Origin of the sequence: Pseudomonas sp. FGI182 (genome assembly GCF_000511325.1) — a bacterium.
In the GTDB taxonomy this organism is placed as follows: domain Bacteria; phylum Pseudomonadota; class Gammaproteobacteria; order Pseudomonadales; family Pseudomonadaceae; genus Aquipseudomonas; species Aquipseudomonas putida_Z.
This window is the reverse complement of sequence record NZ_CP007012.1, coordinates 1,897,705-1,911,774: the sequence shown is the minus strand read 5'-3', so window position 1 is coordinate 1,911,774 and position 14,070 is coordinate 1,897,705. Positions and strand designations below refer to the sequence as shown.

Annotated in this window: 13 protein-coding genes; 4 read left to right on the top strand and 9 right to left on the bottom strand. The window is 64.9% G+C overall.

Annotated elements, in window-relative coordinates; all coding sequences use genetic code 11:
- Positions 1-44: 44 nt before the first annotated feature.
- On the top strand, positions 45-785 hold the full coding sequence (locus tag C163_RS27670) for a methyl-accepting chemotaxis protein (protein ID WP_370290711.1): 741 nt from the start codon (positions 45-47) through the stop codon (positions 783-785).
- A gap of 157 nt (positions 786-942) precedes the next feature.
- Here the strand turns inward: C163_RS27670 and C163_RS08550 are convergent, their stop codons facing one another.
- From C163_RS08550 to C163_RS08540, 3 genes are all read right to left on the bottom strand, one after another.
- Positions 943-2,013 carry a membrane protein gene (locus C163_RS08550; RefSeq protein WP_025338402.1) on the bottom strand — a complete coding sequence of 357 codons (1,071 nt, stop codon included), beginning with the start codon at positions 2,011-2,013 and terminating at the stop codon, positions 943-945.
- Positions 2,014-2,185: 172 nt separating this feature from the next.
- A complete protein-coding gene (locus C163_RS08545; protein WP_025338401.1) occupies positions 2,186-2,563 on the bottom strand; it encodes a RidA family protein in 378 nt (125 codons plus the stop codon).
- Between the two features lie 12 nt (positions 2,564-2,575).
- Complete coding sequence (locus C163_RS08540) at positions 2,576-3,712, bottom strand: FAD-binding oxidoreductase (RefSeq protein ID WP_025338400.1); 1,137 nt, start codon at positions 3,710-3,712, stop codon at positions 2,576-2,578.
- A 114-nt stretch (positions 3,713-3,826) separates the two neighbouring features.
- Between C163_RS08540 and C163_RS08535 the strand changes: the two genes are divergently transcribed.
- A complete protein-coding gene (locus C163_RS08535; protein ID WP_025338399.1) occupies positions 3,827-4,420 on the top strand; it encodes a helix-turn-helix domain-containing protein in 594 nt (197 codons plus the stop codon).
- Between the two features lie 260 nt (positions 4,421-4,680).
- On the top strand, positions 4,681-5,466 hold the full coding sequence (locus C163_RS08530; protein ID WP_013971855.1) for a sulfite exporter TauE/SafE family protein: 786 nt from the start codon (positions 4,681-4,683) through the stop codon (positions 5,464-5,466).
- 3 nt (positions 5,467-5,469) lie between these two features.
- On the opposite strand, the gene C163_RS08525 is transcribed toward C163_RS08530, so the two are convergent.
- From C163_RS08525 to C163_RS08505, 5 genes are all read right to left on the bottom strand, one after another.
- Positions 5,470-6,009: a histidine phosphatase family protein gene (locus C163_RS08525; protein WP_025338398.1), complete on the bottom strand. Its 540-nt coding sequence runs from the start codon at positions 6,007-6,009 to the stop codon at positions 5,470-5,472.
- Positions 6,010-6,108: 99 nt separating this feature from the next.
- The gene (locus C163_RS08520; protein ID WP_025338397.1) at positions 6,109-6,441 is read right to left on the bottom strand and encodes a DUF3325 domain-containing protein; all 333 of its coding nucleotides are present in this window, start codon (positions 6,439-6,441) and stop codon (positions 6,109-6,111) included.
- Entirely contained in the window at positions 6,438-7,952 is a 1,515-nt protein-coding gene (locus tag C163_RS08515; protein ID WP_025338396.1) for a PepSY domain-containing protein, read from the bottom strand. Before C163_RS08515 ends, C163_RS08520 begins: the two co-directional genes overlap by 4 nt.
- Positions 7,949-8,236, bottom strand: coding sequence for a hypothetical protein (locus C163_RS08510; RefSeq protein ID WP_025338395.1), 288 nt, complete (start codon positions 8,234-8,236; stop codon positions 7,949-7,951). The genes C163_RS08515 and C163_RS08510 overlap by 4 nt, the downstream gene beginning before the upstream one ends.
- 204 nt (positions 8,237-8,440) lie before the next feature.
- The gene (locus C163_RS08505; RefSeq protein WP_025338394.1) at positions 8,441-10,675 is read right to left on the bottom strand and encodes a TonB-dependent siderophore receptor; all 2,235 of its coding nucleotides are present in this window, start codon (positions 10,673-10,675) and stop codon (positions 8,441-8,443) included.
- Positions 10,676-10,976: 301 nt separating this feature from the next.
- Between C163_RS08505 and C163_RS08500 the strand changes: the two genes are divergently transcribed.
- Positions 10,977-12,206, top strand: coding sequence for an MFS transporter (locus tag C163_RS08500; protein ID WP_025338393.1), 1,230 nt, complete (start codon positions 10,977-10,979; stop codon positions 12,204-12,206).
- On the opposite strand, the gene C163_RS08495 is transcribed toward C163_RS08500, so the two are convergent.
- Positions 12,203-14,011, bottom strand: a complete 1,809-nt coding sequence (locus tag C163_RS08495; RefSeq protein ID WP_025338392.1) for an ABC transporter ATP-binding protein/permease — start codon at positions 14,009-14,011, stop codon at positions 12,203-12,205. The two genes, C163_RS08500 and C163_RS08495, sit on opposite strands and share 4 nt — an antisense overlap.
- Positions 14,012-14,070 lie beyond the last annotated feature (59 nt).

Here is a 14,070-nt window from a genome sequence, read left to right as displayed (position 1 = left end):
TCAATGCCTCCAATGCGTCGATCACCGGTTCCGAAGAGCAAAGCATGCGCACCAACAGCGTGGCCGCAGCGATCAACGAACTGGGTGCCGCCACCCAGGAAATCGCCCGCAACGCCGCCGATGCCTCGCAGCATGCCAGCGGTGCCAGCGAACAGGCCCACGGTGGCCGTGAAGTGGTCGAAGAAGCGATCAGCGCCATGACCGCCCTGTCGCAGCGCATCAGCGAGTCCTGCGCGCAAATCGAAACGCTCAACGCCAGCACTGACGAAATCGGCAAGATCCTCGACGTGATCAAGGGCATCTCGCAGCAGACCAACCTGCTGGCGCTGAACGCCGCCATCGAAGCGGCCCGTGCCGGTGAGGCCGGCCGTGGCTTTGCCGTGGTAGCCGACGAGGTACGCAACCTGGCGCACCGCACCCAGGAATCGGCGGAAGAAATCCACCGCATGATCACCAGCCTGCAGGTAGGCTCGCGCGAAGCGGTGCACACCATGAACACCAGCCAGGTTTCCAGCGAGCAGACCGTGCAGGTGGCCAACCAGGCCGGCGAGCGCCTGGCCAGCGTGACCCAGCGCATTGGCGAGATCGATGGCATGAACCAATCGGTGGCAACCGCTACCGAAGAGCAGACCGCCGTGGTCGAGAGCCTCAACCTGGACATCACCCAGATCAACGCCCTGAACCAGCAAGGGGTGGAGAACCTCAATGAGACCCTGCGCCATTGCGACCAACTGGCACAGCAGGCCGGGCGCCTGAAGCAGCTGGTAGGCAGCTTCAGGATCTAAACCGGAACGCACACCCTCTGTAGGAGCGGCCTTGTGTCGCGAAAGGGTCGCGCAGCGACCCCGGATTTTCAGCTACACCGCAGAAATCGCCGGGGTCGCTCTGCGACCCTTTCGCGACACAAGGCCGCTCCTACAAGGGATACGCGCCAGCAGCAGATCAAGCAGCATTGGCTACCGCTTTAACCACTTTGCTCCGCCGGACCCAGGCCAGCAGCACCGCCGCCATCAGCACGAAGCCCAGGTAGCCGAACAGCGGGTACACCTCACCCACCAGGCTGATGAACCCCACCAGGCTGCAGCCGAACGCCACCACCCCGGTCACCACCGAGCCCCAGCGAAACTTCGCCGTCCCCGCCGGCATCAGCCGCGAGAGAAACGAGAACAACGTACCCACCGCGGTGTTGACGATCATGCCGAAGATGATCAGGCACATCACCAGCCCCAGCAGTGGCGATACTTCGTTGGCGATCGACAGCATCGGCATCGGCAGATCAGCCACGCTGTCCAGGCGCGACAACAGCCCGGCACTCATCACCAGCATCAGCCCGCCCAGTGCTGCCCCACCGAGCAGCCCACCCCATACCGCCGTTCTCTCGCCCTTGGCCGAGCCGCCCAGGATGGCCAGGATCGGCGCGCCGGCAACGATGTTGTACGACACGTACAGGAACGCCCCCAGCAGCCAGTGACGGGTGCCTGCCTGTTGCTGGCTGGCCAGCTGGTCGAGCTGGGCGAAGCTCTGCTCCCGGCTGAACACGGCGTACAACGCAATCGCCGAGGCCACCAGGATCAGCAACGGCGTGATGGCACCAATGGCGAGGATCACCTTGCGCACATCCAGGCACACGATGCCCACCACCACCAGCGTCACCAGCACGCTGCCGGCCAGCGCCGGGATGCCGAACTGCTGCTCCAGCAAGGCACCACCACCGGCCAGCATGACCACGGTGACGGCAAACATGAAAAAGGTGATCAGCCAGTCGACGAACAGGCCCAGGTGACGGCCGCAGATGGCCTGGATCACATCCTTGTGCGAAGTGGCCTGCTGGCGATTGCCCAGCCCCGCCAGGGCCATGCCGAGGAAGGTGAACAAGGCTGCACTGACCAGCGCACCGACCAGCCCCCACACACCGAAATCGACAAAGAACAACAACAGTTCCCGCCCCGAAGCGAACCCCGCCCCCACGATCACGCCGACAAACGCGCCGGCAATCTTCAGCTGCTCTTGCATGTGAACCTCTGGATTTATTGTTGTTGTCTCACTGCCACCACATACCCCGTGTAGGAGCGGCCTTGTGTCGCGATAGGGCCGCATGGCGGCCCCGGCGATTCTTGCTGCGAAGCTGAGATCCTGGGGCCGCTTCGCGCCCCATCGCGACACAAGGCCGCTCCTACAAGAGCGCTCAGGCGTCGCCGACAAACGCCTGCACTTCGATCTCCACATCCACCCCCAGCGCCAATGCCGAGGCCACGGTCGAGCGCACCGGCAGCGCTGCGCCGAAGAACTCCTTGTACACCTCGTTGAAGCCGGCGAAGTGGCTCATGTCCGACAGCCACACCGTGGCCTTGACCACTTGGTCGAAACGCGCGCCGCAGGCCGCCAGGCTTTCGCCGATGCGCTCGCAGGCCGCGCGGGTCTGGGTCTGGATGTCACCGCGCACCACTTCGCCGCCGGCACTCATCGGCACCTGGCCGGACAGGAACAGGAAGCCGCCGGCTTTTACCGCACGGGAGAACGGGAACGGCAGGCTGCTGGGGAAACGCTGGATATCATTGCTCATGGGATGCTCCTTTCAGGATTGCTGGAAACGGGCCGGGGACAGGCGCTCGGGCGCCACCCCCTGGCTGACAAGGCCAGGACACAGGGGCTGGCCCAGCAGCAGGTCGGCAGCCAGGCGCGAGGCGCCCGCAGCCGACTGGATGCCATAGCCACCTTGTGCCGCCAGCCAGAAGAACGCTGGCGCGTGCACATCGAAACCGATCACCAGGTCGCCGTCGGCGACGAACGAGCGCAGCCCGGCCCAGGTGTGGCTCGGCCGGCGGATCGCCAGGGTGGTCATGGCCTCGATGTTGTAGATGCCCAAAGCCACGTCGAGCTCCTCGGGCGCGGCGTCCTGGGGTTCGACCGGGTCGGCATTGGCCGGCGAACCCAGCAGCTGGCCGGCGTCGGGCTTGAAGTAGAAGCTTTCGTCTACGCCGATTACCGCCGGCCAGCGGGCGAAGTCCTGGTCTGCCGGGCCGGGGAAGGTAAAGGCACTGCGCCGGCAGGGTTGCAGGCCGATACGCGCCACGCCGCACTGCTCGGCCACACGGTCGGCCCAGGCGCCAGCGGCATTGACCAGCTGGCGCGCCTGCACGCGGCTGCCATCGCCCAGCTGCACCTGCCACAGATCATCCAGATACCAGGCCTGGACAAGCTCGGCGTTGCAGCGCAGTTCGCCGCCAGCGGCGCGATAGCCACGCAAGAAGCCTTGGTGCAGGGCATGTACGTCCAGGTCCATGGCCCCCGCCTCGAGCACCGCGCCGGCGAGGTTCTCGCCACGCAGGCTCGGCACCAGGGCCAGGGCGGCGTCGCGGTCGAGCAGGCTGACCTCAGTGCCGTTGGCCAGGTTCTGCGCATGGGTCTGCTCGAGCAGCGTGCGCTGTTCCAGGCTGGCGACGTACAGGCAGCCACGCGGTTCCAGCAGCGGGTGCTCGCAGAAACCCTGCGGTGGTGCTTCGTAGAAGGCCCGGCTGGCACGGGTCAACGCCTGGATCTGCGGGGTGCCGTAGGCCTCCATGAACATGGCTGCCGAACGCCCGGTGGAATGGTAGCCAGGCTGTGCCTCGCGCTCGAGCAGCAGCACCTTCTGCTGGCCGGCCAGGCGATAGCCCAGAGATGCACCGGCAATGCCGGCGCCGATGATCAGGGTGTCGTAGATCGGGGTCATGCACGCTCCTGCCAGGCTAATTATCATTTATGAGAATTCTAATATATGAGAATTTACGAATACGCAAGAGTCCAAGGTAAGATGCCCGACCAACGCCGCATGCCGAGACCCTGAATGCCCGCTGCCCTACCCCTGCTGGACCGTGCCGTAGTCGGCCAGCGCCTGCGCCAGGTGCGCAAGGCGCGCCAGATGACCCTCAAGCAATTGTCCGAAGCCAGTGGCGTACCGCTGTCCACCTTGTCGAAGATGGAGCTGGCGCAGGTCTCGGTCAGCTACGAAAAACTGGCCGCCGCCGCCCGGGCGCTGAATGTCGACATTGCCCAGCTGTTGCGCGCCAGCGGCACGGTCACGGCACCGACACCGGTGACCGTGGTGGTCGATTCACTGCCGGCGGCGGCGGGCTACTCGACCGGCACCTATGACTACCACCCGATCGCCGGCGACTTCCCCGAACGGCGCATGACACCCGCCTATGCCCGCATCATTGCCCGTGAACGCGGCCAGTTCGACGATTTTATCCGCCACCCCGGGCAAGAGTTCGCGTTGGTGCTGAGCGGGCGCGTTCGTATCGAGTTCGAAACCGGCGAAGCGGTGAGCATCGGGCCGCAGGAGACGGCGTATTTCGACAGCCAGGTGGGGCATATCTACCTGTCGGAAAGTGACGATGGCGCAGATGCACATGTGATGGTGGTGATGACTGATCGCTGACTGTGTTGAACGATGCGCCTTTTTGTAGGAGCGGCCTTGTGTCGCGACAGGGCTGCGCAGCGGCCCCGGGATACAGCAGCACAACACATATTGTCGGGGCCGCCTTGCGGCCCTTTCGCGACACAAGGCCGCTCCTACAAAGATCGCGTACGTCGCCGTCTCGGTTATAACCTAATAACGAACAAGTCTATTTGGCTATAAAAAAATCTATATGCTGGGCTGCATCCGATAACGGGCAAAGTTGGGCAGTCGAGTAGCGTATGGATGTAGGTTCTTTCGGTTTCACCATTGCGGGCCTGGTCGTGGGTTTCATCGTCGGAATGACCGGCGTCGGTGGCGGCTCGCTGATGACCCCGATCCTGTTGTGGTTTGGCATCAGCCCGGCAACAGCCGTCGGCACCGACCTGCTATACGCCGCCATCACCAAGGCCAGTGGCGTCTGGGTGCATGCGCGCAACAAGAACGTCGACTGGAAGATCACCGGCCTGCTCAGCCTGGGCAGCGTGCCCGCGGCGGCGCTGACCCTGTGGTTCCTCAGCACCCTGCACACCGACACCTCGGCGCTCAACGCCGTCATCAAGCAAGGCCTGGCGGTGGTGCTGATCCTGACCGCGCTGGCCATCCTGTTCAAATCGCGCCTGCAGGCCTTCGCCAGCCGCCATGCCGGTGACCACTACCACCTCAGCGACCGCAGCCTGAACACCCTTACCGTGCTCACCGGCGTGGTGCTGGGGGTGATGGTCACCCTCACTTCCATCGGTGCTGGCGCACTGGGTACCGTGGCGCTGTTCCTGCTGTACCCGTTCCTGGTCACCCGCCGCCTGGTCGGTACCGAAATCGCCCACGCCGTGCCACTTACCCTGGTGGCGGGCCTGGGCCATGCCGGCATGGGCAACATGGACTGGTCGCTGCTGGGCTACCTGCTGCTGGGCTCGCTGCCAGGCATCTACCTGGGCAGCCACCTCACCGGGCGGATTTCCGACCGCGTGCTGCGTCCGTGCCTGGCGGCGATGCTGCTGCTGATCGGCTACAAGCTGGCGTTCTGACCTTCAGCCCAGGCGCAGGCGCCACTGCCCGGTAAAGCTCAGCTCCAGGCGCGACAGCGGCAACACATCGACCCGCTGACTGGCGCTCATCGGGCAGCCAAGTACGTGCACCAGCGCGGCGCGCATGACCATCGGGTGGGTAACCGCCACCCATTCACCCGGCCTGTCGAAGGCCGCCAACCAGGCGGCGATGCGCTGGCAAAGCACGGCGAACGACTCGCCGCCGTGCACATCACTGGCCGGGGCCTGCAGCCATTCGGCCATCGCCTGCGGTTGCTCGGCCTGCAATTGCTTCAGCGTCAGCCCTTGCCAACGCCCCAGGTCGCAATCGGCCAAGGCCGGCTCGACCTGCACCGGCCCCGAAAACCACGCCGCCGTCTCGCAGGCTCTCCGCTCTGGTGCAGTCAGCACCGGCACACCGGAAAGGTCGGCGAAAGGCTGCTGGCCCAGCGGCAGGATGCCGTCGTCGGCACGGTGCAGGCGCCCGGTCTTCTGGGCCTGGGTAAGGGCGTGGCAGATCAGGGTCAGGCGGACGGCTTTCACCGGGTTTCTCTCGCAGCGGGTTGGGGCGCAAGGTTTAACATGCCTTGGCACTTTTTACCGCAACAACATGGCACCGGTTGCGCCGACGATGTGGCCTGGTCAGATCATCACCTGTATCAGTCCCCAAACCGGCACCGCCGCCACCAACCCCACCGCCAGCCGCGGCCAGTATGGCAGCAGCAATACCAGCACCATCCCCGCCAGCGACATCACGGCAAACCAGGCCACCGGCCCCATGGCCCAGCCCCAGGCCTGGGCACACAGCACCAGACTGGCCAGCAACGCCAGCCAGCCAGCCGCGCGCAAGCCGACACGCAGCACCGGCGGGCAGGTGCGGTTCCATACCTGCTTGTAATGCCGCTCCAGCCCCTGGCACAGCCCCAGCATGCCAGCGTAGGCGAACAACACGCTGCCCATGATCCACATCATCATGCCCCGGCCTCCATCCGCCGCCCTGCCCTGGCCTTCTGCGGCACCCACTGCGCCTGCCATACGCGCCAGGCCAGCAGCCCGAGCAATACACCCAACACCAGGGCACAGGCCACCACCCCCAGGCGCATGGCGTCGCCCAAGCCACCCAACGCACCCAGGCCAATGCACAGCAACGCGGTCAGCAGCAGTTGCTCGACCCAGGCCCGGCGTACCGGCCTGATACCGGCATGCAACAGCGCCAGCAGCCATACACCAAAGAACGCACGAACCTCCCAGTTCTCCCGCTGCGCCAGTTCCACCGGCAGCACGCGGCTGGCCCACAGCAACGCCACGCACGCCAACAACAGGCCACTGACGAAGCCCACGTTGCACACCTCCGCCACCCGGTACCAACGCCGCACCGAAGCCGCGGCGCTGGTGTACTTGCGCCCACGCTTCACGCAGAACAGCACCAGCCCGCTGGCGATCATCAGGCAACTGACCAGCCCGCAGACAAAATACAGCCAGCGCATCGGGTAGCCGCCAAACTGGGCGAAATGCAGGCCGGCCATGACCCGCTGGGTCAATGGTGCCGCACGCCATTCGGCGACGTCGCCGAGCAACTGCCCGCTGACACCATCGAAGACCATGGCCTGGCCCTTGGCCAAGGCAATGCGGTTGCCCAGCCCGGGGCGTATTTCGATACGCGCCGCCGCCGTGTTGGGGTTGCGGATATTCAGGCCACCAATCGGCCCCAGGCGCGCCTCGGCCTGGGCCAGCAATGGCGCGACATCGACCAGCGCGGCCGGTTGCCTGGCCAGGCCACGAGGCTGCTCCAGGCGGGCATTGCCCTGGGCCTGGAAGTAGGCACGGTTGTCGCCGGCGAACAGCGCATCGACCCCGGCCGGGATGTAGATGAGCATGAAGATCACCAGGCCGGTGTAGGTGATCATCAGGTGGAACGGCAGCAACAGCACCGCGCTGGCGTTGTGGAAATCCAGCCAAGAGCGCTGGCCCTTGTTCGGCCGGAAGGTGAAAAACTCCTTGAAGATCTTCTTGTGGATGACGATACCGGTGACCAGCGCCGCGAGCATCACCAGCGCCAGCGCGCCGACCACGAAGATGCCCCAGTTGCGTGGCAGGTCGAGGGTGAAATGGAAGCGGAAAAAGAAGTTGCCACCAACACTGTCACGCACCTCGATGGCCTCGCCAGTACGCGGGTCGAGCTGTACGGTGGGGCCATGGCGACGCTCGCCGGTGGACACCCGCAACCCAGGCGAGCGCTCGCTCGGCAGGCTGATGCCCCAGTTCCCAGCCTGCGGCTCGTGGGCCTGCAGGTAGGCAATGGCGCGCCGCGCGGCGTCGGCCTGGGGTACCTCGGTGACCGGGATTTCCGGTTGCATCCAGTGGTCGAGTTCCTTGTCGAATACCGCCAGGGTGCCGGTGACGAAGATGGCGAACAGCAGCCAGCCGAATATCAGCCCGGCCCAGGTGTGCAGCCAGGCCATCGATTGGGTGAAGGTGTTCTTCATGCCAGCCACTCCAGTGCCTGCGGCCAGAAGCCGATCAGGGCAAGCGGTACGGCCACAGCCAGCGGAGCCCAGGCCCGCAGGGCATCACTGCAGGCGAAGGCCCAGAGGATGGCGGCGGTGTAGAAGATGAAGGCCGGCAGGGTCGCGACGATGACCGCATCGGCGGCAGCCAGCGGCAGGATGCGGGCCAGGCAGGCGCTGGCGGCGTAGCTGAGGGCATAGCCGCCGAGCAGTGCGGCAAAGCTGCGGGAGAGGATCTGCAGCCAGGCGGGGGCTTTGATCATCGGGGGCTCCTTGGCGTTGATCGGTGGCATCCGGGGCTGCTGTGCAGCCCATTCGCCGGCAAGCCAGCTCCCACAGGGATTGCACAGGGTTCGAATACTGTGTGGTACCAGTGGGAGCAACTGTCTTGCTCAAATTCTAAAAGTTGGCGCGATCCCTGTGGGAGCTGGCTTGCCGGCGAATGGGCCGCGCAGCGGCCCCTTGGATCAGAAGTTGATGTTCAGCGCAGCGAACACCGCCCTGCCCGGCTGGTTATAGGAATTAGCGCCCGAAGTACTGGCGTTGCCGCCACGCAGGATCTGCTTGTCGAACACGTTGTTCACCCCCACCCGCACGTCGTAGTTGGCGTTGAACTTGTACCCGGCGCTCACGTCCACCAGGCCGTAGGCTTCCACGTCCTGTTGCGCGGTCTTGTCGTAGCCTTGCTGGGTGCGTTCGTTGAAGGTCGGCGACTTCTGCTTGCCGAAGTAGGTACCCGCCACCTGGAACGACAGCTTCTCGGTGGCGCGCCAGTCGAGGGTGGTGTTGACGGTGTATTCCGGGATTATCGACAGCGGCTCGCCGGTCTCGCGGTTGTCGTTGTCGAGCATCCAGGTCAGGTTGGTGTTCCAGTCCAGGGCCGGCGTCAGCTCGATGAACAGGTTGCCTTCGATACCTTCCACCCGCGCCTTGCCGGCGTTGTCCCACTGGGTCACGCGGCTGCCGGTGCCGATGGTGTACAGCACATCGGTATCACCGACGATCTTGTTCTTGTAGTCGTTGCGAAAGTACGTGGCACTGGTGCGCCAGGTACCACGGTCGTACATCAGGCCGATTTCCTTGTTGACGCTGATCTCGGGCTTGAGGTCGGCGTTGCCCTGCAGGTAGCAGCCACCGTTGTTGGTCTGCTGCACGCTGCAACCATTGCCGCGGCTGTACAGCAGGTAGTTGGGGTTGGACTGGTACAGGTTCGGGGTCTTGTAGGCGCGCGCGATACCGCCTTTGACCGACAGTGCTTCGGTCAGTTTGTGCGACAGGTTCAAGCTGGGGCTGAAGTTGTCGCCGAAGGTTTCGTGGTGGTCGAAACGCAGGCCCGGGGTAATGGTGGTGTCGCCGACAATGATGTTGTCCTCGACGAACAGCGCATAGCTGCGGGCGGTCATCTTCGAGCTGCTGCGGTCGAAACCGACCAACCCGTCGTTACCGGTAGGGTCCGAGCTTTGCGGGCGCAGCGAGCCCTGGTCATTGAGCGCTTCGTACAGGTACTCGCCGCCCAGGGTCAGCACATGTTCGGTGCTGCCCATGGCGAATGGCAGGTTCACTTCGCTGCTCAGGCGCGTGTTGCGCAGGCGCGACATGGCGGCGCCTTCGGCATTGGGGGCACCTTCGGTGCGGCCTGCCAGGCCCTCGTTGAGGCGCCAGTTGCGCACGTACTCGTAGGCCAGCACAGTCTTGCTGGTACCCCAGGTGAAATCGCCCAGGTGGGTCAGGTCGTAGGTACTGCGCTGCATCACATTGGTTTCGTGGCCGTACAGGCTGGACACGAACTCGACGTCACCACCGCCGTTGCTGTTCATGGTGTCGCCGGCAAAGATATTGCCCTGGCGGCTGTAGCCGGCACTGGCCTCGAGGCGGTGCTCGTCATTCAGCTTCCAGCTCAGCAGGCCATTGATGTCCTTGTTGCGTACGCCTTCGCGGCCGGCCACCAGCGCACTGGTGGCATGCCCGGCATTGATGTCCAGGTCGTCGGCATCGGTCTTGGCCAGGCCGCCGTACAGGCGGAAGCCGAGGTTGTCGGTCAGGCCGCCGCCCAAATTGAAGTTGGCCCGGCGGCTGGCGCCCTCGGCGCTGTCTTCCGGCAGCTGGGTGTACAGGCTGACGCTGCCCTTGAGTTCGTCGGTGGGCCGCTTGGTGATGATGTTGACCACCCCGCCCATGGCGCCGGAACCGTAACGTGCGGCCGCCGGGCCACGCAGGATCTCGATGCGCTCGACCGCTTCTGCCGGTACCCAGTTGGTTTCGCCGCGGGTATCGCGGTCGCCGTTCCAGCCATAGCGCACGGCGTTGCGTGCGCTGGATGGCTTGCCGTCGATGAGGATCAGGGTATTTTCCGGGCCCATGCCGCGCAGGTCGATCTGCCGGTTGTTGCCACGCGCGCCGCTGGCGCTGTTGCCGGTCAGGTTGACCCCGGGTTCGCGGCGGATGATGTCGGACAGGTCATTGGCCGGCGGATGGCGCTTGATGTCTTCGGCGGTGATGATCGACGTACCCAGGGCCTGGCGTGCCTCGCGCTCGGCGGTGACCAGGGTGTCCTGAATCACCAGCGCGTTGTCGGCAACCGGCATCTCCAGCACCTCACCCGTGCGCTGTTCTTCGGCCTGGGCCACGGTGGCCACCATGGCCGGTGACGCCAGCGCGACGAACGCCAGGGCCAGGCTGTTGGGTGAAGTCTTGCACTGCATGGGTACATCTCCTGCGATTCATGAGCGAAACGGCACATCCCTGTCGGAAACCGGGGGCCCTCGCCCACCGGCCTCGCAAACACAGTTTGGTGGCCAACAGGGATGGTAAATATAGAGATTCGCAAATGAGTTTAAATCTTATTTACGAAGTTTACATGTTTGTAACGGAACTTTGCTGACACGACAGCGTTGCCGGCGCAGCCCGGCTATGCGCGCTGTTGCTTGCATACACCTGTCCGATTTGCATCCTGCGTGACGGCTCCTACAGTTTCGAACGTAGCCCTCTCTGCCGAGCCTCCTGATGCGCAGCCAAGAAGAAAGCCACGCCACGAACGCCACCAGGTCCCTGTCGAAGATCCCTCGCAGTGTCTGGGCGCTGGGGTTCGTGTCGATGTTCATGGACATTTCCTCGGAAATGATTCACGCACTGCTGCCGCTGTACATGGTCACCGTGCTCGGCACCTCGGTAGTGGCGGTGGGCTTTATCGAAGGCATCGCCGAGGCGACCGCCTCGATCACCAAGGTGTTTTCCGGTGCCCTCAGCGACCGGCTGGGCAAGCGCAAGCTGCTCACGGTGCTGGGCTATGGCCTGGGTGCGTTGACCAAGCCGGTGTTCCCCATGGCCTCCGGGCTGGAGTGGTTGACCGCAGCACGCTTCGTTGACCGGGTAGGCAAAGGCATTCGTGGGGCGCCGCGCGATGCGCTGGTGGCCGACGTTACGCCCGCAGAACTGCGCGGTGCAGCCTTCGGCCTGCGCCAGGCGCTGGATACCGTGGGCGCCTTCCTTGGGCCGTTGCTGGCAATCGTGCTGATGTGGCTGACCGCGAGCCATTTCCAGACGGTGTTCTGGGTGGCGGTGCTCCCGGCGTTCGTGGCGGTGTACATCCTCATCGCCTTCGTGCGCGAACCTGAAACGCCGGCCACCACCCGGCCGGTGCGCTCACCGCTGGCCCTGCACGAGCTGGCCCGCCTGGGCCCGGCCTACTGGCGGCTGATCGGCCTGGCCACGCTGTTTACCCTCGCCCGCTTCAGCGAGGCGTTTCTGCTGCTGCGCGCACAGGACATGGGCCTGGCGCCGCTGTGGGCGCCGGCAGTGCTGGTGCTCATGGCCCTGGCCTACTCGCTGTCGGCCTACCCCGCGGGGGTGCTGTCGGACCGCGTAGGCCGCCGCGGCGTGCTGATGACCGGGCTGGGGCTGCTGGTCGCCGCCGACCTGCTGCTGGCCCTGCTGCCGGGCTGGACCGGGCTGGCCATGGGGGTGGCTGCCTGGGGCCTGCACCTGGGCTTCAGCCAAGGCATCTTTGCCGCCATGATCGCCGACAGCGCCCCCGCGGAGCTGCGCGGTACAGCCTTCGGCCTGTTCAACCTGCTGACCGGCGTGGCGCTGCTGGTGGCCAGCGTGGTGGCCGGGCTGCTGTGGGACGGGGTCGGCTTCAAGGCGACATTCCTGCTTGGCGCGGCGTGTGCCGGCAGCACCCTGGCCGGGGTCGCATTGCTCAGGTCAGGCCCGATCACCGGCAAGCCGCACTAGGCCAGCGCTGGCTGCTGCTCCAGCAGCGACCAGCCGCCATGCCCATCCACCTCCAGCCGATGGGTATGGAAACCTGCCAGCGTGCTGCGGTGCCCGACACTGACCAGCAACGCTCCCGGCATTTCCGTGCGCAACAGTGAATACAGGGCATGCTCGAGCCCTTCGTCCATGGCCGAAGTGGACTCGTCGAGAAACACCACCTGCGGCCGGTTGAACAGCACCCGGGCAAATGCCAGGCGCTGCTGCTCACCGACCGAGAGAATGTGTGACCAGTCACAGCTGACGTCCAGTCGCTCGGCCAGGTGGGCCAGGTTGACCTGGCGCAAGGCCTGCTGCATCCGCGTTTCATCCTCAGGCCTGCTGGCCGCCGGGTAGGCAATGACGGCGCGCAGATCGCCCAGCGGCAGGTACGGCCGCTGCGACAGGAACAGCGCCTGGTGGCCCAGCGGGCGCCTGACCTCACCCTCGGCATACGGCCAGAGGCCCGCCAGCGTACGCAGCAACGTGGTTTTGCCGCTGCCTGACGGCCCCTTGATCAACAGCGCCTGGCCGGCGTGCAGGTCAAGGTTCAGGTCGGCGATAAGGGCATGCCCGTCCGGGCGCAGCACCTGCAGGCGGCTGATCGCCAAGGCATGCTCCTGGTCCTCGGTGATGACGCGCGGCAAAGCGCTCGCCTGCTCGTTGGCATCGAGGAAGCCGGTCAGACGATCGAGGGTAGCCCGGTACTGGGCAAACGCATCATACGACTCGCGGAAGAATGACAACGAATCCTGCACCTGGCCAAAGGCCTGGGAGGTCTGCATGACGTCGCCCAGCTTGATCGCCCCGCTGAAGAAGCGCGGTGCCTGCAGAATGAACGGGAACACCACTGCTACCTGGCTCACGCCCAGGTTGAAACCACTGAATTTCAGGTTTCGGAACACCAGCGCCCAGGCATTCACGATCAAGGCACCAAAGCGGCCCAGCAAGGTGCCCCGCTCGACCTGCGCACCCTGGTAGAAAGCAATGTTCTCGGCGTTCTCGCGCAGTCGCATCAGCGCGTAACGGAAGTTGGCGGTGAGCTTTTCGTTGAGGAAGTTCAGGCGGATCAGCGGTCGCCCGAGGCGGAAGGCGATCCATGTGGCGACGATGACATACAGGTACACGGCAAACACCATCGCCCGGGGAATCTCCACACCAGCGACGGCCAGCGGCGCCGACAGCCCCCAGAGGATGCCGGTGAATGCCACCAGCGAAACCAGCGCGCTGACCGCGCCCAGGGCGAGGGTCACCGAGTTGCTGACAAAGGCGTTGACGTCCAGTTCGATACGCTGGTCAGGGTTGTCCACCGGCTCGGCAAGGAACTGGCCACGGTAGTAGGCATCGCCGTGCATCCAGTCGTGGGTCAGGCGCTCGGTCAGCCAGACCCGCCACTGGATGCTGAACGCCTGGCTTACATAGAAGGTGAACAGCGAACGCAGCACATGGATGGTGGCCAATACCGCGAAGACGCCGAGCAGGTACCAGAAGGCGGCTTGATCAAGGCCTTGCAAGGCGCTGTAGAAGCCGTTGTACCAGAACGAGAACAGCACGTTCAGGCGCACCGAGAATAGCGTCAATACCAGCAGCAGGGCGAACACCAGTAACGGCCGCCAACTGCGCCTGAAACTGAAATAAGGCCCGGCAAGCTGCCAGAACTGGCTGCCCCAGCGCGTACAACGTACGGCCAGTGTGGCGGCTGCCGTGAAGCAGACAAGGGTGATGAACGAGGCGATTGCCAGCCAGCTCAGGCTCTCTTGCAGGGCCTGGTGCCAGTTCATTTCCATGATGGGTATCCGTGCTGAGTATTTCCGCGAGCGTAGCATTGACCTGTAACTCGTCAGGC